Raw genomic sequence first — 24,261 nt, 5'->3', positions numbered from 1 at the left:
CATGAGCATCCAAGATGAATGCGAATTCCACGAGCTGGACATCCGCACACAGATCGGAGCGATTGAGAACATGCGTGGCAAAGTCGATAGCATCAAAGAGGCTTTGCTCTCACGCAGAGACTACAACGACAAGTCGTCCAACAACGATAAGGCGCTGACCGCCACCGGTACCAAGAACGTACTGCGAGACTTCGACGTCCAGTTCAAGGCGATGCTCAACAGCTCGCGCTACGCGAACTACGCAGAGTTCATGTACGGCTTCGTGCCAGACAGTGCAACCAATGACGTCGATGACAAACCGATCACACGCAAGATGGTCGCGGTGAACGAAAGCAAGTTGCAGAAATGCAAACTGCCTGACGAAGCCATGGTCAACCTCAACGATGACTTCCTTGAATTAGAAAGCGACGTACTTTAATCAAACGAGCGACGTTCACAGCGATGTGGGCGTCGCTCACATTTGGAGCACAAACGTCGTTTTATGGGCACTTACACTCATTACTTTTTATGGCTGAAACTCTATATAGAGATTCTATTTACTACCCTTACACTATTCTCTAACTTCAATTTTAGAAGTGTAAAAGTGTAATAGTGTAAGAAGTAGATAAGAGAGCCTTGTACGAGCACTTTTGCCTTACACCATAACACTTCAAAAGTGTTGTTTTATATCCACACGTCGGCAGAAATTAAGAAGCCGATAAAAACGTCGATTTTGCTCACATATTGATAGCATTCTTACGCTTTTGCCCTTCTCCCCGCGCCCCATAACCGGCATGTGAATGCAGAAGAAAAGCACGTCTAGCGTGCAGAAGAAAACCGGCTCGAAGCCGGTGGTGGATCACTCGAGAGTGATGAGAGTTTCAGACCAAGTGTCCTTGGTGATGATGAGCACGTTCGGTGAACGCGGGTCTGTGGGGTCAGACTTGTAGCGCGACATGATTGGCCCCAGCGTCTTCATGCTGGCGTCGTTCATGTCCTGCTCGCGCTTGGTGATGTTCCCGTGATCGTTAATAGCGTGCCGACAGACTAGGTCATACGGTTGACGCTTCAACGCCATACGGGCAGGCTCCGTGAGCCTGAGTGCGCCGAGAAGGAAGTTTGATTGCATTATTTCCCCCAGGTCTGGAACGCGTACACGACGCGACAGCAGAACCTGAAGAGGATCGTGACCGGCCACATGATCACGGTGAACGCGAACAGTACCAGTCCAACGACCGCATTGAACAGCATAAACACGAGTTCAAAGACTGCGTTCATGGCTTCCTCCTGATTTGTTTGTAGCCCTCCATCTTACGCCGCGTTCGCGTTCAACCACTCCAGCAGCCCAGACTTGTTGGTGGGCACCTCGATGGTTTGGGTCTCGGGCTTGTAGCCGTCCTTCTTGAGCGCGGTGCGGGCCTTGCTGGACTCGGTCTGGCTGCCTTGGTAGCGGGTGAACAGTTTGCCGAAGTTGTCGGTGCATGTGGTTTTGTAAAGTAGCATGGGAAGGTTCTCTAAGTAAAAGCTGACATAAAAGACTGACATAGTCAGCCGAAACCCGCATGCCTAGTGGCTTTGCGGAGGGTACTTCCTCCTTCACACTGCAGGGGTCGCAAGTTCGAAACTTGCATCGCCCACCAAAATCTTCAAAGATTTCAAGCACTTAGCGGAAACGCTAGGTGCTTTTTTATTGCCTGTATGGAAATAGTACGGAAAGCAATAGGATTGGTTTTCGTACTTTGTGAGTAAATTTTTGGACTTGTTGTTAGGGAAAACAGGCGCCAAAAAAAATTGACCCATCCCAGGTCGCTGAGTTGCAAAAGCTTATTCAAGGAATTATTTCATGAGCCTTAGAAGTATTAAAAATCGCACCATGCTGGCGGCAATGACAGCAAATACCATCGTCAACGATCAGAGCTTGGATATCCGCTTGGCCACGCTGGGCAAGCTACTCATGCGGGTGCCTGAGTCGCGCCGGGACGCTGTTTATTTGGAAATCACCCAAACTCTGATTGATGCGATGGATCAGTCAATCAAATAATCAATCGCCACTTGAGTTATCTTCACATTCCATTTTGCTGAAATTAGTCATTGGAATAAACCTTCCGTTAACAATTGTCCAAGCTTTTTCTGGTTTCTTATGTCCACCAACCTGGTAAATATCTTTAAATAAACCAATAACACCAATATTGCAATTATCAGTACCCAGCAAATAGCCTTTAGGAATGTTGATTTCAATAATATCTATAAAGTAAGCTGTTTTTTTTTCTTCTTTAACAAATGCAAAAATTCCCTTGCTTTTGTTTCTCTTTTCTGGAAAAAGATAAACGACATTTGTTTTTTCTGGAAAGACAAACTTGGTGTAAACGCCGGTTGTAGCATAGCTGTTGTAATGATCAATCTTGGTGCCTAAGGTTTTGCTATATTTATTCTTGGCAGTAACCGTCTTACCCAATAGACCAGTAGATTCCTTACGATTATCAGCAATAAAAATGTCGTCTTTAATAGCCGCTTTAGGCTGAGATTCAATCTTCGCTGCTGGAGTTGCAGCCAATTTGTTATTTACAGGAGTAATTGCGTTTACTGGAGTATGAGCTGGCGCCGAGGAAATATTTGAATTTTCCTGTAAAGTTTTAGAACTTTGGTTTGTGACGCAACCCGATACAAAAATGCTGCTTAAAGCAATAAAAAAATCAACTCTCTTTTCATCTGCATATTCCTGATCGTTAATAAACATGTTTCATGTGTATATCTTATGAAAAGTTTTTAATCGGCTTCAGAGGCACCAAGAGACACAATCACCAGCATTTAATGGCCGTGAGTCTCACGCAGCGGGTGATGACTTGAAATCAAAAACTCATTGCGTTTATAAATCCGCTCAAGTAGACGAATTCTTTGTATTTTGGCGAACTTAACCTTATTGTTAGTAGAGGGCCAAGGCATACTCTGAGTCTGTCACTGCCGCGTTTGCCGCAGGATTATTCGCCTCGTTCTACCGCTTGTTTATGCCTCATTTTTTACAGCAGTTCATTCGTCATTACCTGTTGGCGGTGCAGTTCTTCACCCGAATCCCGGTCACGGGGCGTCTGGCCGATTGGGTCGGTTACAGCCCAGCCATGCTGCGTGCTAGTGCCGCGCATTTTCCGGGCGTCGGCTGGTTGGTCGGCGGTTTGGTCAGTGCTTTTTCGGCCCTGTTGCTGCTTGGATTGCCCGATGGCGGCTACAGCCCGCTGGTGGTGGCGGCGCTGGGCACGGCTTTGGGGGTGCTGATCACCGGCGCTTTTCACGAAGACGGCCTGGCCGATGTGGCCGATGGCTTGGGCGGTAGCTTGGACCGCGAACGCGCACTGATCATCATGAAAGACTCGCGCGTAGGGGCTTTTGGTGCCATCGCCGTGGTGCTTGCGCTGCTGACCAAGGTGTCTTTGCTGGCCTTGCTGGGGTCGGTCAGCAGTTTGCTGATGTGTTTGGCGCTGTTTTGGGCGCATGTGGTGTCACGCACTTGGCCCTTGCTGCTGATTCGCTTCATGCCGCATGTGGGCGATGCGGCGGGCTCCAAATCAAAACCGCTGGCAGATCAAATCGCCGCTGGCAGCCTGGGTGTCGCATTTATATGGTGTTTTATGGCACTAGCCCTTGCTGTGTATGCACAAGTAGCTATGAATATCATAGCTGTTGATGACGACTTGCTGCCCTTGTTGAAGGCACTGGCGGGTGCGCTGGGGGCCTCGGCGCTGGCTTTTGGGGTGATGTGGCGCTGGTTCTGGACACGCCTTCAAGGTTTTACGGGCGACTGTCTGGGGACAACTCAACAGGTCTGTGAGATCGCGTTTTACCTCGGGCTGGCCCTTAGCCTATGAAGCTCTGGCTGGCGCGCCATGCGCAACCCCTGATCGAACACGGCATTTGTTACGGCCGTACCGATGTGCCATCCGACACCTTGACGACGCTGGCAGCGGCCCAGGCCTTGTCAGGGTGCTTGCCCTTGGGACTTCAAATCGTCACGTCGCCGCTACAAAGATGTGAGCAGCTCGCGCAGTGCCTACGGGGGCTGCGGCCTGATTTGGCTTATAAAACTGATGCGCGTCTGGCCGAGATGGATTTCGGTTGCTGGGAAGGCCAGCGCTGGGATGCCATTGATCAAGCCGACTATGACCGCTGGACGGCAGACTTTGGTGCTTACCGTTTTGGTGGCGTTGAGAGTGTTCATGAATTCATGCAGCGCGTGGCCCGCGTTTGGGACGAAACGCAACTGGCCGGGCGCGACACGGTCTGGATCACCCATGCTGGCGTAATTCGCGCGGCCAGTTTGTTGGTCAAAGGGGTGCGCCAAGTTTACGATGCGGCGCAGTGGCCGATTGCGGCACCGGCGTTCGGCGAAAACTGTGAAATGACGCTCTGATTCGACCTTGCCGGGGTCGTCTCAGGCCGTCTCGGTCCGGTTGCGACCGTTGGCCTTGGCCCGGTACAAGGCAGCATCCGCCCGCGCCAGTAGGGAGTCCACGGTATCTTTCTCATGGAGGTAAGTGGTGACGCCAATGCTCACGGTGCAGTTCGGGCCTTGGGTCACTTGGGCACAGCCTTCGCGAATGCGTTCGGCGACCAACATCGCATCTTCCAGGGCGGTGTCGGGGAGCATCACGATGAATTCTTCACCCCCAAAGCGACCCAGTTGGTCGGGCAGTCGTAGCAAATTCTTGGCCTGGGTAACAAAGTTGACGAGTACCCGGTCGCCAACTTGGTGGCCATGGTTATCGTTGATCCGCTTGAAATGGTCCAGGTCCATGAGCATCAAGGCCATGTTGCGGCCATACCGGCGGCAACGCTCCAGCTCTTTTTCACACCCCTCGTTCATGGACCTGCGCGTCAAGGTGTTGGTGAGCGAGTCATGCGAGGCCAGGTGTTCCAGTTCAGAGTGCAGACGCTCCGAGGCCAACAACACGGTACTGATCGAGAACAACAAAATACAAAACACAAAACTGCCAACATAGATCAATTGAACCGGCGACTTGTCGAAAATATCCTGTCCGACTGGCCAGAAGAAAGCGGTCACCAGGCGGACGACTTGTATCAATGCCATGACCAACAACACGGCCAGTGTCAGGATACGGGCAAAAGTTTGGGCGCCTTGTTTGAACACCAAATGCGCGTGACAACTAAACAGGTAGGCGGCCAGCACATTGGACAAAGCCAGGCGAATGCGAAAACTGGGTTCGACAAAAGTGAACCATGCCTGAGCCAGCATCATGGCCGCGATGAGCAGCAACCAAGGGCGAATTTGGGGTGTGACACCAAAGAATCGCTGGCTGCCCACATAAATCAGATAAAGCGCCGATGCAAGCATCAGGCGGGTTAAAAAGATGGTGAAAAAGATCGGAAGTTGCCCGTAGGCTGTCGCCAGCAAGGTGCCAAAAAATGCAATCAGCAGGCCGGCAGACCATTCCCCGAGTCCTTTGATGGAACTAGGGTAATTGCGCTTGAGAGAGTACAAAACCAGTGACATCAAGCCGCACATGATGCCGCTTAACAGAATGATGGTTCCGGGGTCAAGGGATCTCATGATTCGGGATGGAAACTAGACATAGGTCAATTATTGCATTGCAATATAACAATGCTGTCGCCGCAAGCACCGAAAAATATCGGTCAAACAGGTGACTTGGTTTTATCTTTGAAGTCGCAAAACGCACTTACGCCGCATTGCCAACACAGCGGTTTACGCGCCTGGCAGATGTAGCGGCCATGCAATATCAACCAGTGGTGCGCATCTACCAGGTACTCGGGCGGTATGCGCTTGAGCAGTTTGAGTTCAACCGCCAGCGGGGTTTTTCCGGGCGCCAACCCCGTGCGGTTGCCGAGCCGGAAAAGGTGGGTGTCCACCGCCATGGTGGCCTCGCCAAACGCCACATTCAGCACGACATTGGCTGTTTTGCGGCCGACGCCGGGCAGGGCTTCCAGTGCTTCACGCGTTCTCGGTACCACGCTGGCGTGCTGTTCCACCAATATCTGGCAGGTTTGCATCAGGTGCTTGGCTTTGGAGTGGTACAGGCCAATGGTCTTGATATAGCTCTCTAGCCATTCCAGGCCCAAATCCAGGATTTTTTGCGGCGTGTTGGCCACCACGAAGAGTCGGCGTGTGGCCTTGTTGACACCCACATCGGTGGCCTGGGCTGACAGCAGCACGGCGGCCAGCAACTCAAACACCGAGCTGTATTCAAGCTCTGTTTGGGGATGCGGATTGGCCGCTTGCAAGGTGGCGAAAAAAGAAACAATGGCAGCGGGTTTCATGCGATGGCCAGGTCCACAAAAGACTCAGCGGGTGGAAAATCATCGCGCATCCATTGCACATCGACCTGAAAGGAGTCCATCACCTCTTGCGGCAAGGCGTCGATCATGTCCGGGCCGCTGTAAGGCATGTCGGCCAGCAAACTGGCCAGATGCACGACCGAACCTAACCGGGAAAAAGCCTGCTCGGTGAGTGGATCAGATGAGCGTTGCAACGCCTGCACGATTTGCATCGGAAAATTCCAGCGGCGGGCTAGTTCGGCGGTAATTTGACCTTCGGTAAACCCCGTCAGCCGCGTTTCACGCTCCCACCGGACGCCGGGCTGGTGCGGCAGTTTTTCGATTTCCCGGAGCAACTCTGGGTCGGCCTGGCCGATCAGCAACTCGCCCAGGCGCAGCATCATGCCGGTGAGCCAGGCTTGCTGGGCATCCATGCCCAATTTGCTGGCCAGCCATTGGGCGTAACCGGCACAGGCCATGTTGCTTTGCCAGAACGCGGTGCGGTTGAGGCCGGGCAGGGTCGGGAGGGCCGCACTGATGCAGGTGCACAACGACAGCGAGCGAACTTGCGCCATTCCTACCATCGCGATTGCTTCGTCGAGTGTGCCAACGCCGCGCGGCAAGCCAAAGTGGGCGCTGTTGGCCAGTCGCAGCAGTTGGGCGCTCAGAACAGGGTCTTGGGCAATGATGTTGCGCACCTCCATCACCGAGGCGTTGTCATCATTAAGTGTTCTGATCAGCGCATGCGCCACCTCGGGCATGACGGGCAATTGGATGGACTCAAAAAACGAGTCAAGGCTGTGCATGGATTCCCCTGTAAACGAGGCGCCAAGTTTAATCGGTGACAATTTGCGATCTTTTGAAAGCCCAACCCATGCAATTTGCCGACCGCCTGAAAAATGTAGAAACCTCAGCCATCCGCGAACTCTTCAAACTTCTCGGCAAGCCCGGCATCATCAGTTTTGCCGGTGGTTTTCCGGATCCAGCGCTGTTTGATGTGGACGGTATCCGTGAATCCAGCAACGCTGTGCTGACCAACAACCCCGGCCCGGTGCTGCAATACGGTGCCACCGAAGGCTTCCAGCCCCTGCGCGAAGGCATCAGCGCATTCATGGCCCACAAGGGCGCTACGGTGTCGCCCGAGGGCTTGATCGTCACCACCGGCAGCCAGCAGGCACTGGATTTGATCGGCAAGACCATGATCTCACCCGGTGACAAAGTCATTGTGGAAGCGCCCACTTTTTTGGCCACCATCCAGTGCTTTCGCTTGTACGGTGCCCAACTGATTGGGGCGCCGATAGATGCCGATGGCGTCGATGTCGACAAGCTGGAGCAACTCATCGACGAGCACAAGCCCAAACTGGTCTACCTGATCCCCACCTTTGGCAACCCCAGCGGCGCCACGCTCAGCTTGGAGCGGCGCAAGCGTATTCTGGAAATCGCCGTGCGCACCCAGACTTTGATTGTGGAAGACGACCCTTATGGCGAGTTGTACTTTGACCAAGCGCCACCACCGAGTCTGCTGGCCTTGAGTGATGAGGTGCCCGGTAGCCGCGACTGGCTGGCGCATTGCGGCAGTTTCAGCAAAATTTTGAGCCCTGGCCTGCGCGTGGGCTGGTTGATTGCGCCGCCCGCCTTGCTGGCCAACGCCACCATGTGCAAGCAGTTCAGCGATGCCCACACCAGCAACCTGACGCAGGCGATTTGCGCCCACTACCTGACGCTGAATCGGCTGGAGGGCGCCTTGGCCGTCGTGCGCAAGACCTATGCCGACCGGGCTCGTGTGATGGCCGAGTCGCTGCGCCGCGAATTGGGCAGCGCCATTGCGTTCACCCAACCCCAGGGCGGTATGTTTTTCTGGGCTAATTTGACGGGTGCCGAAGGCCAGCCATGCCACGCGCCCGAGTTCGCCAAACGCGCCATTGACAAGGGTGTGGCCTTTGTGCCGGGGGCCCCATTTTTCGCCCATGACCCTGATTTGTCGACCTTTCGCTTGAGCTTTGCGACAGCGGATGTGGCCAAAATCGAAGAAGGCATCGGTCGGCTTGGACAAGCTTTGTAAGCAAATGCGTTGAAGGCTTTAAGGAAGCAGGGCGATAACGGACAATATTCAGATGGACCAAAAATGACGATCAACGCAGGAATGACTTACATCAAGACAGAAAAAGGCCGTGCCGAAATCACCGAGCGCAGTGATGCCTTGAGTGGTTTGCAAAGACGCGTTCTGATCATGGTGGATGGCTCGCGCACCGTCAACGATCTGGGTGCTTTTGTGCGTGTGGGTGAGTTAGACGGGGTGCTGGCGCATTTGCAGGCATTTGGCTTCATCGAGTCGACCGACCACATTACCCCTCTGATGGCGCCTGCCGCTCCCGGCTTTGCCCAGGCGACTGCTGCTGAACCTCCCCGTCCTGCCACCAGCCCCGAAGAATTTCAAAAAGTCCGCCAGCAAGCCTCAGACTTTGTGCAAGAGCGTTTGGGTAGTTCGGGAGCCCCGATTTGTGAGGCCATTGACCGCTGTAATAACCCAGCCGAGTTGCGTAAATTACTCCGGGGCGTGGAGATATTTATTGGCCAGCGCCTGAGCGCCGAAACCACCCAGGCTTTTGCCCGCCACTTTGGTGCCTTGCTGCTTTAAGTGTTGCATCAAGTAGCTGCGCCATGTCAATTCACCCGTGGCAAATTCAGTAAAACTCTTGTGCATGACAACCTGGGCATCGCGTTGAGCCAGAGCCAGACTGGTGGACCCTAAAAATGACAATATTAAATTTGACGCCGCGCGATCTTCGCGTAGTGATTGCACCCGATTCGCTCGGGTTCGTGGAGACCTCCGAGTTGCTGCACCTGCCGCTGCCCTGGATCGGACAGACACGGGCACAGACGGCTGCGCGTTTTGGTCTCGGCATGGGGCAAGCCGACTACAACCTGTTTGTGCTGGGCGAGGTAGGCAGTGGCCGCTCATCGCTGTTGCAGCAGGTGATGAACGAAGTGGCCGCCACCCGAGCCGTGCCGCCTGATCTGTGCTACCTGCACAACTTCAATGCGCCGGAAAAACCACGGGCGCTTCGTCTGCCCACCGGTCAGGGGCGTTGGTTGCGCCAGTGCATGGTGCAGTTATGCAAAACACTGCAAAAAGAAATTCCACAGCGTCTGGAGGGAGCCGATTTCAAGGCTGACAGTGCCCATATCGAAAAAACTTACAAGGACGAAGAATCCAAGGCGTTTGCTGAACTCGATGCCTTTGCCGAAGCGCGAAATTTCACCCTTTACCGGGAAAACGGACGTCTGGTTTTTACCTTGCTGGGCGATAAAGGCCACGCGCTGACAGAAGCACAGGCGCGCTCTTTGCCCAAAGAACGTCGCAACCAGATTGACCAAGCCGAGCAAGAGTTGCGCACCAAAATCACGCGTTTTCTGGACCAGACCCGGCCGCTCAACCGGGTCATGACCGAGGGCTTAGTGGCCTTGCGGCGCCAGTATGTCAAGCCACTTCTGACGCAAGAGTTGCAAACCATTCGTGACGGCATCACGCAGCCGTTCAAGGACGCCGCTCAACTCGGTGCCTATTTTGATGAGCTGATGCGCGATGTGCTCGACAACTTGGGTTTGTTCATTGCGGTGGATGAAGATGACGACCTCCGCCTCGAAGAGTTGGCCGAGTTAATGACGCGCTACCGGGTGAACCTTCTGGTGGACAACGAAGGTTTGACAGGCGCGCCCGTGATCATCGAGAACAACCCCTCGTTTCGCTCGCTCTTTGGCAGCATTGAATATCAGGCGCAGGAAGATGCGCTGTTGACCGACTTCTCACGTATCCGCGCCGGTAGCCTGCTCAAAGCGCATGGCGGCTTTTTGATGCTGCACCTGCGTGACTTGCTGACTGACGAGTTGGCGTGGGAAAAGCTGCGCCGTTTTTCACGCAGCGGTCGCTTGCAGATTGAAGAGCCGGGCCCTTTGTTGTCCCCGATGGCCGCGGTGTCGCTGGAGCCGGAAGCGGTCGATGTCGATGTCAAAATTGTGTTGATTGGCTCGACCGAACAGTATTACGAATTGCAGGAAACCGACCCCGAGTTTGCGCGGCGCTTTCGGGTCAAGGTGGACTTTGCCGAGAGCTTCACCAGCAGCGCCGAGACTTACGCCGCCTCGGCAGTTTTTGTCGCCCATGCCTGCCACAAACTGGGTTTGCCGCATTTTTCTGCCTCGGCCGTCGTGCGTTTGCTGGAGGACTCGCACCGCGAGGTCGATGACCAGTTGCGCCAGAGCGCCATCTTTGCGCACACTGAAGGTTTGGTGATGGAGAGTGCCCAGGTTTGCCAGTCGCGTGCGGGCACCTTGGTGGAGGCGGCCGATGTGGAGCAGGCCTTGCAAGCGCGCCGCCAGCGTCATGACTACCCGGACCAGCGCTTGCAGGAGTCCATCACCGACGGTGATCGCCTGATGACCTTGCATGGCGAAAAGACGGGCCAGCTCAATGGCCTGACCCAGATCGATTTGGGTGATTACCGTTTTGGATTTCCGGTGCGGGTTACGGCGCGTACCTATGCTGGGGATGAAGGCTTGCTTAATATCGAGCGTGAGGTCGAAATGTCCGGCCCCATTCATGACAAGGGTGTACTCATTTTGCACAGCTACCTGTCGGCCTTGTTTGCGCACATGGCACCGCTGGCGCTCAATGCGTCGATAGTTTTCGAGCAGGAATACCACGGCGTCGAGGGTGATTCGGCGTCGTGTGCCGAGTTGTATGTGGTGCTGTCGTCGCTCTCTGGCTTGCCTCTCAAACAAGGCATTGCGGTGACGGGGGCTGTCAACCAGCATGGTGAAGTGTTGCCGGTGGGTGGCATCAACGAAAAGATCGAAGGTTATTTCCGGATTTGCGAAACCGCCGGGCTGGATGGGCACCAGGGCGTGCTGATCCCGGCGCGCAATACGCGTCACCTGATGCTGGACCGCGCGGTGGTGGATGCTGTGACGCGGGGAGATTTTCATATTTACACCGCTGAACACGTGAGCGAAGGCATTGCCTTGTTGACCAGCACCGAGTCAGGCATGGAGGGGTTTAAGCGCGCCGGTGCCTTGTCATTGCCGCCCGGTGGTTACGCTCCCAATAGTGTGCTCGGTCTGGCCCAGAAAACCTTGAAAGCCTATCGACGAGCTTGCCAACTGGCGGATCATCCCAAAGTTGGCAGTAAACATCCCCGTTGAGTCAATGAAACGCAAAACAAGACAGTCGGTAGTAAGCTTGCCGTAGGTGAGTCCGTTAATGCTCGGTCAGCTTTCCCGTGATTGAGACAATAAACGAATATGGTTACAAAAACTTTAATTATTGGCGGTGGTATCGGTGGTTTGGCCGCGGCGCTGGCCTGCTCCCGCGAGGGCACCGAGGTTGAGTTGTTTGAGCGCTCGGCTGAGTTTTCTGAGGTCGGGGCGGGCGTGCAACTCGGCCCCAACGTGGTGAAAATTCTTCATAGCTGGGGTCTGAAAAATGCCTTGGCAGGCGTGGCCTCTTTTCCTGAACGACTGCAAGTTCGCCACGCATTGACGGGCTCCGAGTTGGGTGTGTTACGGCTTGGGTCAATGGCGGTTGAGCGCTACGGCTCACCTTATGCCACGATTCACCGTGCAGATCTCCAAGGGTTGCTGCTTGCCGCCGTCCAGCAGCAAACGTCGGCCGTGTTGAATCTCAGCAGCTCGGTGACTGAGCTGGAGCAGCATGCAGAAGGTGTGTCCTTGCAAACGACGCAAGGTCGCAGGGTATCCGGTGACATGCTGGTGGGGGCTGATGGACTGTGGAGCCAGGTGCGGCGCCAGTTGTTGGGAGATATCCCGCCTTTTGCCACGGGCCATCTGGCCTACCGGGCGATGGTGCCGCAGCACAGTTTGCCCGAGCATTTGCGCTCCCAGCAGATCACCGCCTGGCTAGGGCCCCGGATGCATGTGGTGCAGTACCCCGTGCGCCGTGGTTTGTGGCTCAACGTGGTGGCCATCGTGCATGGCCGTACCCAGGGCGATCCCCAGAATTGGGACCACAGCGCCAACGCGGCTGATTTACAAGGCTATATGTCTCAGACCTGCACGCCGCTGCGGGAACTGATTCAGGCTATTGACCACTGGCGTTTGTGGGGCCTGAACATTCGCCCGCCGATGCAAAGTGCCACTGAGCAGGCGCAGGGCCGGATCGCCTTGTTGGGCGATGCTGCACACCCGATGCTTCCGTATTTGGCACAAGGTGCGGGAATGGCGATTGAAGATGCCCGATGTCTGGGCTTGGCGGTGGGACACAGCGGTCTGGACGTTCCCGCCGCTTTGAAGTACTACGCTGAAAGCCGCTGGCAGCGCAATGCGCGGGTGCAGGCCGGTGCCATTCGCAACGGCAAGGTTTTTCACGCCACCGGGCTGGTGAGTTGGGGTCGCGACGCCGCGATGAAGCTGATGGGAGAGCGTCTGCTCGACCTGCCGTGGTTGTACCGAGGCACCAGATAGTTGCAAATTGCTATTAAATTTGTAGCTACTCGCGCAGTATATACGGGGGCTAGAAGCCTATTTTGTATAAATTTCTAAGATTGCTTGGCGTGCTCAGGTCACGCTGTGTTTCTGGTTGAACTCAGGCCGCTGCCATTCGCCACTCTCCAGCACTTGTTTTAAATGTTCGACGGCGTGCCACACGTCCTCAAAGCCCACATAGAGCGGCGTGAAACCAAAGCGCAGGATGTCTTTGTGCTTATTGCCATCACCGGCTCGAAAGTCGCCAATCACGCCGCGCGCAATCAGCGCTTGCACAATGGCAAAGGCACCCGAGCTCTCACCGGTTTGTTTTGCATGTTCTCGCGTCAGGCACACCTGAGAGCCCCGCTGGTCGTGCGCCTTCGGTGTGGCCAGTCCCAGCCCATGACCGCGGCAACGCTGCTCGACCAGTTCAATGAACAAGTCTGTGAGTGCCAGCGACTTGGTACGCAGTGCGGCCATACCGCCCAAGGCCTGCGCGGCGGAAAAAACATCCAGCCCGCATTCCAGTGCGGCCATGCTCAAAATGGGTTGCGTGCCACACAGGTAGCGGCCAATGCCGGGAGCAGGGCGGTAGTTCGGCGTAAATTCAAACGGGGTGGCGTGGCCCCACCAACCAGCCAGCGGTTGCCAGAAGCGTTCGGTGTGAAGTGGGTTGACCCAGACGAACGCCGGAGCGCCGGGGCCGCCATTGAGGTATTTGTAACCGCAGCCAATGGCGAAGTCGGCCCCCGCAGCTTTCAGCGCGACCGGCACGGCACCGGCGCTGTGGGCCAGGTCCCACACCGTCAGCGTGCCTTGCTGATGGGCCAGCGCTGTGAGGGCTGCCATGTCGTGCATGGCGCCGGTACGGTAGTTCACATGGGTCAGCATCAGCACGGCCACCTGGTCGGTCAGACTGGCGGCGATGGCTTCGGGTTCGACCAACTGCAAGTGGTAACCCCGTTCTTGGCAAAGCGCCTCGGCGATGTAGAGATCGGTGGGAAAGTTGCTGCGCTCGCTGACGATTGTTTTTCGTTGAGGCACATCTTGTGCAGCGATATTTAGTGCGGCGCTGAGCACTTTGTACAAGTTGATGGAGGTGCTGTCGGTGGCCACCACTTCACCGGCATCGGCACCAATCAGGGCTGCAATTTTGTCGCCTAGGCGCTGCGGCAGGCTGAACCAGCCGGCACTGTTCCAGGAGCGGATCAAGCCCTGGCCCCATTCCTGGGTCACCACTTCGGCCACACGCGCCGCTGCGGTTTTGGGTAATACACCGAGCGAATTACCGTCCAGGTAAATCACGCCTTCAGGCAGGCTGAAGTGGGTTCGCAACGAACGCAGCGGGTCTTGCGCGTCAAGTTGCTGGCAATCAAAAAGCGTTTTCATGACCCAAGCCGCCTTGCGTTGATCAGAGTCGACCGAGCAGTAAAAACTCCATCAATGCCTTCTGAGCGTGCAGACGGTTTTCGGCTTCGTCCCAGACCACCGACTGGGGTCCGTCAATGACATCGGCTTGCACTTCTTCACCCCGGTGGGCTGGCAGGCAGTGCATAAAGAGTGCATCAGGCTTGGCCGCACGCATCATGTCGGCATCGACGCACCAGTCGGCAAAGGCGACTTTACGGGTTTCGTTTTCGGCTTCAAAACCCATGCTGGTCCAGACATCGGTGGTGACCAGATCAGCCCCAGCGCATGCGGCCATCGGGTCGTTGAACACCTGATAGCTGTCATTGGAGCGCAGTCCGGCAATGGACTGGTCTACTTCATAGCCACCGGGCGTACTCACATGCACTTTGAAACCCAAAATTTCACTGGCCTGAAGCCAAGTGTTGGCCATGTTGTTGCCGTCACCGACCCAAGCCACCGTTTTGCCTTCTATCGAGCCTCGGTGTTCGATGTAAGTGAAGATGTCGGCCAAAATCTGGCAGGGGTGAAATTCATTGGTCAGGCCGTTGATGACTGGCACACGGGAGTGCTCTGCAAATTTCTCAATCTTGGTGTGCTCGTAGGTGCGGATCATGACCAGATCGACCATGCGGCTGATGACCTTGGCGCTGTCCTCAATCGGTTCCGCACGGCCCAACTGACTGTCGCCGGTGGTCAGGTGCACCACGCTGCCGCCCATCTGGTACATGCCCGCCTCAAAGCTCACCCGCGTGCGGGTCGACGCTTTCTCGAAAATCATGGCCAGCGTGCGATCCGCCAGGGGCTGGTGCTTTTCGTAGGCCTTGAACTTCTTTTTGATCAGCGCCGCGCGCTCAAACAGGTAGGCGTAGTCGCTGGCATTGAGGTCGCTGAATTGCAGGTAATGTTTCATGGCGGGTTCTCGGCAAAGGCAGGGAAGAATCTTGTTATTTCAGGCAGGATCGCGCAGCAGTTGCTTGATCAAGGGGCACAAAATGCGGACCACTTCATCGGCTTCGGCAGTGGTCATGATCAGCGGCGGCACCATGCGAATCACGGTGTCGGCGGTCACACTGATGAGCAAACCGTTGTCAGCACATTGTTGAACCAGCGCGCCACATGGTTTGGCCAAGTCTATGCCCAGCATCAAGCCCATGCCGCGAATCTCCTTGACCGCTTTAGTCGCCATTTCGGGTGCAAGGAATTTTGCCAGTTCTGCAGCGAGATGTGCCCCGACGTTGGCGGCATTCTCCAGCAAGCCTTCTTCTTCCATGATGCGAATGGTTTCGACCCCGGCACGCATGGCCAATGGGTTGCCGCCAAAGGTGGTGCCATGGTTACCCGGTTGAAAAATATGGGCCGCTTTGGGCCCTGCCACCACCGCACCGACCGGCACGCCCGAGCCCAGCCCCTTGGCCAGCGGCATCACGTCCGGCACAATGCCGGCCCACTGGTGGGCAAACCATTTGCCGGTGCGACCCATGCCGCATTGCACTTCGTCAATCATCAGCAGCCAGTCGCGCTCGTCACACAACTGGCGAACCGCTCTGAGGTAGTCCATGTGCATCGGGTTGACGCCGCCTTCGCCCTGGATGGCTTCAAAAAACACGGCCACCACATTCGGGTTGCCTTGGGTGGCTTGTTTCAGGCTCTCAATGTCGTTGACCGGCACGCGGATGAATCCTTCGACCAGCGGTCCAAACCCGACCTGGATCTTGGGGTTGCCGGTGGCGCTCAGCGTGGCAATCGAGCGACCATGAAAGGCTTTCTCGTAAACCACGATCTCGGGGCGCTCGATGCCTTTGTCATGGCCAAACTTGCGTGCCAACTTCAAGGCCGCTTCATTGGCTTCCAGTCCGGTGGAGCAGAAAAACACATTGGTCATGCCCGATAACTCAACCAGTTTTTTAGCCAGTACTTCCTGGTTGGGCACATGGTAATAATTGCAACTGTGGATGATTTTGGCAATCTGATCTTGCAAGGCCGGCACCAGTTTGGGGTGGTTGTGCCCTAAGGTGTTGACCGCAATGCCGCCTAGCGCGTCCAGATACGACTTGCCATTGATATCCCACACTCGGCAACCCTGACCGTGCGACATGGCGATCGGCAGGCGCCCGTAGGTATTCATCACATGGGGCGAAGCGGCTTCAATGAAAGTAGAAGCAGCAGTTTCAGTCGCGGGCAGGGCGGCGTTCATGGGTGTCTAACTCCAGGGTTCAATCAGTTAAGGATAAAACTGGCTTATAAAACGAAAAGCGGCCCAACTAGAGTGGGCCGTTGAACGGTGATTCTAGGCGTATCGTGGCCCTGAAATTCTGACAATTTCAAGTCACAATCTAACAATGTAATTTTCAGTCAGAGTCTTGTATAAGACATAAGATAGAATGAATTTTTGTGCGCTGCAACATCCCGATGGCGCCTACTGATTGGCCTCTACCCGATGCTTTCTACTCCTGCCAAAGAAGTCTATATTTTGGGTGTCACCCTCACAGGTCGCCAATTTCGTCCAAGTGACTGGTCTGAGCGCCTAGCCGGCGTGATGAGTCAATTTCGCCCTGGTGGCCCCCAGCCAGGTAGTCATCTGGGTTACTCGCCCTGGTGCATTCCCACTTCCGTTAACGGCGTCAGGTGTGTAATTGTTCACCCCGATTTGATCGAGTACGACCGCATGGCCTGGGACTTTTGCATGAACTTTGCCAAAGACAACGATCTGCAGGTCTCAAAGGGTGCCCCTGAACCCAAAACCAACTGAAATTACTTTTGTTCTCGCCGCGTCAATTTACGACCCCCACAAAAAAGCCGTCTTGCGACGGCTTTTTTGCTTTTGCTGACAGCGCACCCGTTACAAACGGCGGATTAACTTTTTAAAAAGTTAATCCGTGCGATTTGCCTGAAATCAGGCGGCTACTGCGGCCAGGGCTTTCACCTTGGTCGAGAGGCGGCTCTTGTCGCGAGCTGCCTTGTTCTTGTGGAAGATGCCTTTGTCAGCCACGGTGTCAACCACGGCTTGCATTTTGGCAAACAACTCGGTCGCTTTGACCTTGTCGCCAGCAAGAACCGCTTTTTCTACGTTCTTGACCGCAGTGCGGTACTTGGAACGCAGGGAAGTGTTTGCTGCATTGATTTTGACGTCCTGACGGACGCGCTTACGGCCCGACGCAAGGCGTGGGTTCTTTTTCTTGGGTTTGGTAGATGCCATATTAAATATTCCTTGGGTCTGTGGATGTTGTCAGCAAAGCCTTCGATTCTATCAGGAGAGCTTGCCATTTTTTCTTATATCTGGCTTTTATCTGTTTACTTCGTGACAGTGCGTTATTTTCATGAAATATCACCTTCGATTGATCCAGAATGAAAGGGGTGTATGGGTTTTTAAATCTCTGCTCTTTGAAAGATCATGATTTCCGTTTTTGATCCTCTTCATTTAGGTTCTGTTGCGCTGGATATCATGACCTGCGGGCGGACTTCGTTTGAATCGCGGCAAAAAAGCCGGTTGGATATTTTGCTTTCCACTGCGGTCAGAGACTCACCGTTTTACCGCGAGCGTATGTCTGGTGATTCATCCATTCACCCACTTCTAAGCGATTTCCCGATCGTGTCACGCTCTGAGCTGATGGCACAGTTTGACGACTGGGTGACCGATCCGCTACTTAAACTTGACCAGCTTCGCGCTTTTACGTCTGATCCTCAAAAGATAGGGATGCCCTATCTGGGGAAATATTTGGTGTGGGAGAGTTCTGGTACCAGCAATGAACCCGGCATTTTTGTACAGGACGCCCAGTCGTTGGCTGTTTATGACGCACTGGAAGCACTGCGGCGCAACGCACCCAGACCCTATCAGCGGTGGTTTGATCCCCTGATGTTGTCCGAGCGCATTGCTTTTGTCGGGGCCATCAGCGGTCATTTTTCAAGCATCGTGACGATGCGACGCCTGCGTCAAGTCAACCCCCTCATGGCGCAACGACTGCGCTGCTTCTCTATATTGCAATCCCCTGCAGCACTGCTCGAAGAACTCAATGCCTATGCACCCACTGTGATTGCGACCTATCCGACCGTGGCGGCGTTGCTTGCTGATGAATTCAGTCTTGGATCACTGAAATTCAAGCCCGCGGAAATTTGGACTGGCGGTGAAACATTAACCGATACGGTACGCAGGCACGTTGAACAGACCTTGGGTTGTGACGTTCGCAACAACTATGGTGCTTCTGAGTTCATGTTGATCGGTTGGGAATGCAGTCACGGGAAAATGCATGCCAATGCTGACTGGCTTATTCTGGAGCCGATTGATGAACGAGGCAATCCGGTGCCACCCGGGCAGCCCTCGAACTCCACGTTACTGACCAATCTTGCAAATCATGTACAGCCGCTGATTCGGTATGACTTGGGCGATCAAGTCAGGGTATTATCGGAATGCTGTGCTTGCGGCTCTTTGCTGCCCATCATTGAGGTGCAGGGACGGCGCGATGATTCACTGGTGATGCGGGGTTGCAATGGACAAGCAGTCACATTGCTGCCGCTGGCACTGACGACCGTTCTTGAGGATGATGCAGCCGTTTTTTGTTTTCAACTCCTTCAACACGATGAATCCACGCTCGTTCTGCGGTTGGAGGCGCGCGGCCAAGATGGAAAATTAATGGCACAACGCTGCCAAAAGGCCTTGGATAACTTTTCAGTGACGCAAGGTTTGCCGCTGATTCGTCTGATCGTGAAGCTGGGGCAAACCTTGTCGAAGGGACGCAGTGGAAAAGCAAAAAAAATAGTCGCTCTGAATAAGTCTGAGCAGCACTGAAGCTTTTGGCTCAGCAGGTAGTCGCTTCATGAATCATTGACAAGGCATCTGCAATGCTTGTCGCCATGCTGACGGCATTGCTTGAATGAAAAATGCAGTCGGTACTCCAGACTTTACCCACGCCAGCATCGCGCATCAGTTGCAATGCATTGCCTGCAAAAAGAGCATGTGTCACGGCAACATCGACGGATGTCGCACCGGCGGCCAATAGCAATCGCGTTGCCTGCGCGATTGTGTGGCCCGTGCTGACGACATCGTCAAGCAAAACGACTTGGCGACCTTTCATTGAAATATCTGGTAAATCAACCGCCACCGATTGATCGCCATGTCGAACCTTGTGGCAAACGGCATGGTCAAAGCCATGTCGTTGCGCTGCCATGGCGACCCATTGGGCTGATTCTTCATCCGGCCCCACCAGCAATGGATTCTGCAGGTTAGCCGCAATTAAATCAGACAGCAAAGGGGCTCCGCTGAGTACGATCGCATGGGTAACGGGCACCGCTTCTTGCAGCGTGGCAACCCGATGCAAATGAGGGTCAACGGTGATCACGGCGTCAAACAAACCCGCCAGGAATTTTCCGACAACCCGTTGGCTGACAACTTCCCCCAGATTAAAAGCGATGTCCTGACGCATGTACGCAAGATAGGGCGCCACCAGCGTGAGATGTTGAGCGCCTAATTGACGGGCCGTTTGAGCGATGAATAACAACTCAACCAATTTTTCATTGGGATCGTTGAGCGTGCGCAGGATGACAAGCTGCTCAGGCAACTGTTCCGGTAAACGTAGTTTGATTTCGCCATCCGGGAATCGGTGGCGTTCAATTTTTGCCAGAGTAAGGTTACCCGCCTTGGCGATGCGAAGGGCACTGTCTTGCTCATCTTCAAAATACAGCAAGAGGGGTTTGACGTCACTTTTTATCTTCATCAGAATTCCACAAAAACATGAGGAACTTCATCAGCGCGCCCGAGGGTGTAACCGGTTGATTTGCCGCTGGCCTGGCGGGCAAAGATCTGGTCACTCTGAAACCCGGCATGTACCCGGTACATCACATCGCCCATAGAAACAACGTCCCCCAGCTTTCGAAATAGGTCCACCCCCGCACCAATCACTTTGGGGGCGCCAGCCAGTCGGGCTATGCGCGCAATCTGCAGGTTGTCGATAGCTGTTACCACGCCTGCATCAGTGGCCAAGACGTCAAAAGTTAATGAGCCGAGTTGGGGGTTGTTGTGATCGAACAGTTTTTGGCCCTGTGCTGCAAGAATGGCGTTCATCTTGCTCAGCGCACGGCCGGAGTCGAGAATATCCCGCGCGATGCCAAAACCATCGCCTCCTCGAACATCGGGGTTGCATTCAATCAGCCGACCTGCCAGTCGAAGAGATTTTTGCCGCAAGTCATTGGGTGCGCGCGGGTCATTTTCCAAAACGCGCATCACATCGCGTGCCTCGAGTACCGGGCCAATGCCGTTGCCGATAGGCTGTCGTCCATCGGTGATGACAACATCCAATGACAAGTGGATTCGTCCCGCAACGTACTCAAACAATCGGCGCAGGCGTTGCGCCTCAGGCATCGACCTCACTTTGGCGGTGGGTCCAATGGGGATGTCGAGCACCAGATGAGTAGAGCCCGCGGCAATTTTTTTGGAGAGGATGGAGGCCACCATTTGCCCCGCCGAGTCAATGGCCAAGGGGCGCTCGACCGAAATCAGGACATCGTCCGCCGGGGATAAATTCGCTGTTCCGCCCCATGCCAGACAAGCCCGGTGATCGCGGACGATGTCGGCCAACTGCTCAAATGGCAGTTCCACGTTGGCCAGAACTTCCATGGTGTCAGCCGTGCCAGCTGGCGAAGTGATCGCGCGGGATGACGTCTTGGGGCAAAGCAGACCGTGGGCAGCCACGATCGGCACCACCAACATGGAGGTCCGGTTACCGGGGATGCCGCCGATGCAGTGTTTGTCGACCACCAAAGGATCGTGCCAGTCGAGCTTGCGGCCACTGGCTACCATGGCCTCGGTCAGAAAGTAAACCTCTTCGCGGTCGAGTTCATCCCGTTGGGTGGCCACGACAAAGGCTGTTAACTCGATTTTGGAATAGCGTAATTCGGCTATATCACGAATGATGTTTCGATAATCATCCCGGTTCAAGCGCTCACCGGAAATTTTTCGGTGCAGCGCGTCAATCGATTCCGGCGGCTCAGCCTGGGACACCGAGGCGGTGTGGCCATCGCTCACATTGAGTTGCAGGAAGGCGTCTTCAGACAGCCCCAACTCATGGCAACCCACCAATGCCTCGTCGTCCACCACATTGACCGTGGCCAGAATGCGTCGTCCATTGGCCCGAACTTCGACTTTGGAGAGTGCCTGGAACCCTTCTGCCCGGTAAACCGCGCAGTCCCGGTGCAGGTAGGCCACGTTTTCGCGGTAAGTATCAATAGCCACCCGGCGCAGTGCCAGATTGGAGTCGGGTATTTGAATAGCTTGATCGGCGTTTGTGGCAGGCCGCTCTTCAGGGTTATTGCTCATGCCAATAGCCTACACCTGTTCTAAGTCTTGGGTCTAGCCATAAATCCCAATAAGCAGGGTGAACAGGCCAAAAAAAGGCTTCACGAGGAAGCCTTTTTGTTCTCAGAGGTACGAGCCGTACCTCTCAGGAGTCAAGCGTTTAGACGCGCTTTTTGTATTCGCCGGTGCGGGTGTCGATTTCGACCTTGTCGCCTTGGGCCACAAAAATTGGCACGCCGATGTCAAAACCGGTGGCGATCTTGGCGGGCTTAAGTACCTTGCCAGAGGTGTCGCCTTTGACAGCGGGCTCAGTCCAAGTGATTTCGCGCACAACGCTGGTGGGCAGTTCGACCGAAATGGCTTTTTCGTCGTAGAACACAACTTCGAGTTCCATGCCGTCTTCGAGGTAGTTGAGCGCGTCGCCCATGTTTTCTGCTTCGACTTCGTACTGGTTGAACTCTTCGTCCATGCAGATGTACATGGGTTCAGCAAAGTAAGAGTAAGTGCAATCTTTCTTGTCCAGAACGACTTGGTCCATCTTGTCGTCGGCCTTGAACACGACTTCGGTACCGAAGTTTGCGATCAGGCTTTTGAGCTTCATGCGCACTGTGGCGGAGTTGCGGCCACCGCGGCTGTATTCAGCCTTGAGGACGACCATAGGGTCTTTGCCGTGCATGATGACGTTGCCGGCGCGAATTTCTTGAGCGGTTTTCATAGCGATAGTGTGAAGGTTGGCCGCTTATCCAGCGGTGAGAGCGACTTGGACCAGACAGATATCTGGTTAGATTTCGCAAAGCCTTGAATTTTAGTGGTTTTTTAAAGCGAATTGAAGGAGTTGGCTGACCAAGTCATCTTGCTGCAACAGAAGGGCCCGGGCTTCGCTCACGGTTTGTTGCCAGGCTTCAAGTTGAATCGGGGGCAAATCTATTGGCTTAGGGCCATGGATTTCGGGCATGCCGTTCCAGACATGATGAAAGGTTCGCAGCGAAGGCGGCGCCTTCAGCCAGTCGAGAAAAGCGTCAAGCTTGTCGTGATGGGCGTTGTCCTGTTGCGGATAAATGTGCCATACAAATGGTTTATTCGCCCAGATGGCGCGCACCAACGAGTCCTCGCCCCGGACAAAGTTCAGGTCGCAGCTCCACAGTAGATGGTCGAAATCACGCTGCGTCAGCGCAGGTAAATATGAAAATGATAGCTGCTCACTACCGTTCCATAAGGGCTGGAGGTCATTTTTATGCTCAATACAAGCCTTGACGGCGGCCGCGGCCCGACCGGAGGTGACTAGCAGCCGGGTGGGGCGAAGGTCCGTGGCCAGTTGGTCCAGTAGCTCACCCAACGCCGTGGGTTCGTAGCAAAACAGGGACATCAGGCGCTCGCCTTGAAATTCAACACCCATTTGCTGTAACCAGGCGGTCCGGTCAAACCGTAACTGCCGCTCAGCCAGATCCGGTTCACGCAGCAAACCGCCGGTTGCAGCAGTGAATCCTGGGTAGAAAAAATGTTTCGTCAATCCCGCGCCAGGGCCGCTCATGACCGGGGAGGGCAGGCCGTGGCTGCGTTCAACAAATTTTTCAGCGCTCAGGTATTCCAGGTTAATCCATAAGCCTTTTAGGCCTCTAGCCCCCGTTCTACTTGCGTAAGCAGCTATGAATTCAGGAGCTATTTCGCAACCGAAGGCTTCGACCAGAAAATCGCCCACCACCAAATTCTCCATCTGAAGTGGCGCCGTCCAACGCCGGACCTCGATCTGGGGCGCGCCCTGAGGGCACATCCAGTCCAATGCGCTGGCATCATCCACCCACAAACGCACCCGCTCACCCCGCTGGGCCAAGCCTTGCGCCAGCCGCCAGCACACGCCAATGTCGCCGTAGTTGTCGACGACCCGGCAAAAGATGTCCCAAAGGTTTCCTGTTTTCACCCCGGGATTGTCCACAATACGCACCTATGCCTGTTTTGCCTGAATCCAATCCGAAAGAGTCGCCCTTGACTGCGACTTCCGATGCGTCCGCCATTCCGCCAAAACACCCCGAGCAATTGCTCAGCGATGTGGCGAGCCTGCCACCGCTACCCGGCGTCTATCGCTACTTTGATGCTGAGGGTGCGGTGCTTTATGTCGGCAAGGCCATCAACCTGAAAAAGCGGGTGTCGAGCTATTTTCAGAAAAACCATGGCGGCACGCGTATCGGCCACATGGTGAGCAAAATCGTGCGTTTAGAGACCACGGTGGTGCGCTCCGAAGCCGAAGCGCTGCTGTTGGAAAACAACCTCATCAAGACGCTCAACCCCAAGTACAACATTCTGTTTCGGGATGACAAGAGTTACCCGTATTTGAAGATGACGGGGGTGCCTGCTGGCGCAGCGCCGGATTCAAATGCCAGTTCAAGTTTTGCCAGGGTGTCTTATTACCGGGGTGCGGTTGAAAAAAAGCACCATTATTTCGGCCCCTACCCAAGCGCCTGGGCGGTTAAAGAAGCTATTTTGCTGATGCAGAAGGTGTTTCGTCTACGCACCTGTGAAGACCCGGTGTTCAATAACCGCACCCGTCCCTGCTTGCTGTACCAGATCAAGCGCTGTTCGGCGCCGTGTGTCGGGCACATTTCGGCGACCGACTATGCGCAGGACGTGGCGAATGCCGAGCGGTTTTTGCGTGGCGATGCACGCCAGGTGATGGACGCGCTGGAGGCCCGCATGATGGCGCACGCTGATCGGCTGGAGTTTGAACAGGCGGCTGAGTTGCGCAACCAGGTGGCGGCCTTGTCGAATGTGCTGCATCAGCAGTCGGTGGACAACGTGTCGGACCGCGACGTGGATATTTTGGCGGT

General features: G+C 54.9%; 26 protein-coding genes. 11 read left to right on the top strand and 15 right to left on the bottom strand.

Annotation, left to right across the window (positions count from 1 at the left end; all coding sequences use genetic code 11):
• On the top strand, nucleotides 1-418 hold a 418-nt coding region (locus WCG50_RS09355; protein WP_336899329.1), incomplete at its 5' end, for a hypothetical protein.
• 420 nt (nucleotides 419-838) lie between these two features.
• On the opposite strand, the gene WCG50_RS09350 is transcribed toward WCG50_RS09355, so the two are convergent.
• Genes WCG50_RS09350 through WCG50_RS09340 form a run of 3 tightly spaced genes read right to left on the bottom strand, consistent with a single transcriptional unit; the run spans nucleotide 839 to nucleotide 1,482 of the window.
• Nucleotides 839-1,108: a hypothetical protein gene (locus WCG50_RS09350; RefSeq protein ID WP_336899328.1), complete on the bottom strand. Its 270-nt coding sequence runs from the start codon at nucleotides 1,106-1,108 to the stop codon at nucleotides 839-841.
• Nucleotides 1,108-1,257, bottom strand: coding sequence for a hypothetical protein (locus WCG50_RS09345; RefSeq protein WP_336899327.1), 150 nt, complete (start codon nucleotides 1,255-1,257; stop codon nucleotides 1,108-1,110). Before WCG50_RS09345 ends, WCG50_RS09350 begins: the two co-directional genes overlap by 1 nt.
• 33 nt (nucleotides 1,258-1,290) lie before the next feature.
• A complete protein-coding gene (locus WCG50_RS09340) occupies nucleotides 1,291-1,482 on the bottom strand; it encodes a hypothetical protein (protein ID WP_336899326.1) in 192 nt (63 codons plus the stop codon).
• Between the two features lie 340 nt (nucleotides 1,483-1,822).
• Between WCG50_RS09340 and WCG50_RS09335 the strand changes: the two genes are divergently transcribed.
• The gene (locus WCG50_RS09335; RefSeq protein ID WP_336899325.1) at nucleotides 1,823-2,020 is read left to right on the top strand and encodes a hypothetical protein; all 198 of its coding nucleotides are present in this window, start codon (nucleotides 1,823-1,825) and stop codon (nucleotides 2,018-2,020) included.
• On the opposite strand, the gene WCG50_RS09330 is transcribed toward WCG50_RS09335, so the two are convergent.
• Complete coding sequence (locus WCG50_RS09330) at nucleotides 2,021-2,716, bottom strand: hypothetical protein (RefSeq protein WP_336899324.1); 696 nt, start codon at nucleotides 2,714-2,716, stop codon at nucleotides 2,021-2,023.
• Nucleotides 2,717-2,984: 268 nt separating this feature from the next.
• Between WCG50_RS09330 and WCG50_RS09325 the strand changes: the two genes are divergently transcribed.
• Nucleotides 2,985-3,839 carry an adenosylcobinamide-GDP ribazoletransferase gene (locus WCG50_RS09325; protein ID WP_336899323.1) on the top strand — a complete coding sequence of 285 codons (855 nt, stop codon included), beginning with the start codon at nucleotides 2,985-2,987 and terminating at the stop codon, nucleotides 3,837-3,839.
• A complete protein-coding gene (locus WCG50_RS09320; protein WP_336899322.1) occupies nucleotides 3,836-4,381 on the top strand; it encodes a histidine phosphatase family protein in 546 nt (181 codons plus the stop codon). The genes WCG50_RS09325 and WCG50_RS09320 overlap by 4 nt, the downstream gene beginning before the upstream one ends.
• Before the next feature lie 21 nt (nucleotides 4,382-4,402).
• Here the strand turns inward: WCG50_RS09320 and WCG50_RS09315 are convergent, their stop codons facing one another.
• The 3 genes from WCG50_RS09315 to WCG50_RS09305 form a co-directional block, all read right to left on the bottom strand.
• The gene (locus tag WCG50_RS09315) at nucleotides 4,403-5,539 is read right to left on the bottom strand and encodes a diguanylate cyclase (RefSeq protein ID WP_336899321.1); all 1,137 of its coding nucleotides are present in this window, start codon (nucleotides 5,537-5,539) and stop codon (nucleotides 4,403-4,405) included.
• An 83-nt stretch (nucleotides 5,540-5,622) separates the two neighbouring features.
• The gene (gene nth / locus WCG50_RS09310; protein WP_336899320.1) at nucleotides 5,623-6,264 is read right to left on the bottom strand and encodes an endonuclease III; all 642 of its coding nucleotides are present in this window, start codon (nucleotides 6,262-6,264) and stop codon (nucleotides 5,623-5,625) included.
• Complete coding sequence (locus WCG50_RS09305) at nucleotides 6,261-7,067, bottom strand: HDOD domain-containing protein (RefSeq protein WP_336899319.1); 807 nt, start codon at nucleotides 7,065-7,067, stop codon at nucleotides 6,261-6,263. Before WCG50_RS09305 ends, nth begins: the two co-directional genes overlap by 4 nt.
• 68 nt (nucleotides 7,068-7,135) lie before the next feature.
• On the opposite strand from WCG50_RS09305, the gene WCG50_RS09300 reads away from it, so the two are divergent.
• The 4 genes from WCG50_RS09300 (at nucleotide 7,136) to WCG50_RS09285 (ending at nucleotide 12,741) form a co-directional block, all read left to right on the top strand.
• Complete coding sequence (locus WCG50_RS09300; protein ID WP_336899318.1) at nucleotides 7,136-8,323, top strand: PLP-dependent aminotransferase family protein; 1,188 nt, start codon at nucleotides 7,136-7,138, stop codon at nucleotides 8,321-8,323.
• A gap of 63 nt (nucleotides 8,324-8,386) precedes the next feature.
• Nucleotides 8,387-8,899 (top strand): hypothetical protein, encoded by a 513-nt coding sequence (locus WCG50_RS09295; RefSeq protein ID WP_336899317.1) that lies wholly within the window; start codon nucleotides 8,387-8,389, stop codon nucleotides 8,897-8,899.
• 116 nt (nucleotides 8,900-9,015) lie between these two features.
• Nucleotides 9,016-11,463 (top strand): ATP-binding protein, encoded by a 2,448-nt coding sequence (locus tag WCG50_RS09290; protein WP_336899316.1) that lies wholly within the window; start codon nucleotides 9,016-9,018, stop codon nucleotides 11,461-11,463.
• A gap of 99 nt (nucleotides 11,464-11,562) precedes the next feature.
• Entirely contained in the window at nucleotides 11,563-12,741 is a 1,179-nt protein-coding gene (locus tag WCG50_RS09285) for an FAD-dependent monooxygenase (protein WP_336899315.1), read from the top strand.
• Nucleotides 12,742-12,834: 93 nt separating this feature from the next.
• On the opposite strand, the gene kynU is transcribed toward WCG50_RS09285, so the two are convergent.
• The 3 genes from kynU to WCG50_RS09270 are packed head-to-tail and all read right to left on the bottom strand — an operon-like array spanning nucleotide 12,835 to nucleotide 16,348.
• The gene (gene kynU, locus WCG50_RS09280) at nucleotides 12,835-14,133 is read right to left on the bottom strand and encodes a kynureninase (RefSeq protein WP_336899314.1); all 1,299 of its coding nucleotides are present in this window, start codon (nucleotides 14,131-14,133) and stop codon (nucleotides 12,835-12,837) included.
• Nucleotides 14,134-14,155: 22 nt separating this feature from the next.
• Entirely contained in the window at nucleotides 14,156-15,064 is a 909-nt protein-coding gene (argF, locus tag WCG50_RS09275; RefSeq protein WP_336899313.1) for an ornithine carbamoyltransferase, read from the bottom strand.
• 39 nt (nucleotides 15,065-15,103) lie between these two features.
• Nucleotides 15,104-16,348: an aspartate aminotransferase family protein gene (locus WCG50_RS09270; protein WP_336899312.1), complete on the bottom strand. Its 1,245-nt coding sequence runs from the start codon at nucleotides 16,346-16,348 to the stop codon at nucleotides 15,104-15,106.
• A gap of 243 nt (nucleotides 16,349-16,591) precedes the next feature.
• On the opposite strand from WCG50_RS09270, the gene WCG50_RS09265 reads away from it, so the two are divergent.
• The gene (locus WCG50_RS09265; RefSeq protein WP_336899311.1) at nucleotides 16,592-16,903 is read left to right on the top strand and encodes a DUF3579 domain-containing protein; all 312 of its coding nucleotides are present in this window, start codon (nucleotides 16,592-16,594) and stop codon (nucleotides 16,901-16,903) included.
• Between the two features lie 144 nt (nucleotides 16,904-17,047).
• Here WCG50_RS09265 and rpsT read toward each other — a convergent pair whose 3' ends face one another.
• The gene (gene rpsT / locus WCG50_RS09260) at nucleotides 17,048-17,350 is read right to left on the bottom strand and encodes a 30S ribosomal protein S20 (protein ID WP_336899310.1); all 303 of its coding nucleotides are present in this window, start codon (nucleotides 17,348-17,350) and stop codon (nucleotides 17,048-17,050) included.
• A gap of 195 nt (nucleotides 17,351-17,545) precedes the next feature.
• Between rpsT and WCG50_RS09255 the strand changes: the two genes are divergently transcribed.
• Nucleotides 17,546-18,937: an AMP-binding protein gene (locus WCG50_RS09255; protein ID WP_336899309.1), complete on the top strand. Its 1,392-nt coding sequence runs from the start codon at nucleotides 17,546-17,548 to the stop codon at nucleotides 18,935-18,937.
• Between the two features lie 10 nt (nucleotides 18,938-18,947).
• Here the strand turns inward: WCG50_RS09255 and WCG50_RS09250 are convergent, their stop codons facing one another.
• The 4 genes from WCG50_RS09250 to earP all read right to left on the bottom strand — a co-directional run bounded on the left by WCG50_RS09250 (nucleotide 18,948) and on the right by earP (nucleotide 23,357).
• Nucleotides 18,948-19,862 (bottom strand): ribose-phosphate pyrophosphokinase, encoded by a 915-nt coding sequence (locus WCG50_RS09250; RefSeq protein WP_336899308.1) that lies wholly within the window; start codon nucleotides 19,860-19,862, stop codon nucleotides 18,948-18,950.
• Nucleotides 19,862-21,391 carry a thymidine phosphorylase family protein gene (locus WCG50_RS09245; RefSeq protein ID WP_336899330.1) on the bottom strand — a complete coding sequence of 510 codons (1,530 nt, stop codon included), beginning with the start codon at nucleotides 21,389-21,391 and terminating at the stop codon, nucleotides 19,862-19,864. The genes WCG50_RS09250 and WCG50_RS09245 overlap by 1 nt, the downstream gene beginning before the upstream one ends.
• 208 nt (nucleotides 21,392-21,599) lie before the next feature.
• Entirely contained in the window at nucleotides 21,600-22,154 is a 555-nt protein-coding gene (gene efp / locus WCG50_RS09240; protein WP_336899307.1) for an elongation factor P, read from the bottom strand.
• Between the two features lie 90 nt (nucleotides 22,155-22,244).
• Nucleotides 22,245-23,357 (bottom strand): elongation factor P maturation arginine rhamnosyltransferase EarP, encoded by a 1,113-nt coding sequence (gene earP, locus WCG50_RS09235; RefSeq protein WP_336899306.1) that lies wholly within the window; start codon nucleotides 23,355-23,357, stop codon nucleotides 22,245-22,247.
• A 26-nt stretch (nucleotides 23,358-23,383) separates the two neighbouring features.
• Between earP and WCG50_RS09230 the strand changes: the two genes are divergently transcribed.
• Nucleotides 23,384-24,261: excinuclease ABC subunit UvrC (locus WCG50_RS09230; RefSeq protein ID WP_336899305.1), on the top strand; the 878-nt coding region annotated here is incomplete at its 3' end.

Source organism: Rhodoferax sp. (genome assembly GCF_037143375.1).
Classification (GTDB): domain Bacteria; phylum Pseudomonadota; class Gammaproteobacteria; order Burkholderiales; family Burkholderiaceae_C; genus Rhodoferax.
The sequence above is the reverse complement of the archived record's forward strand: the minus strand, read 5'-3'. Positions and strand labels throughout refer to the sequence as shown.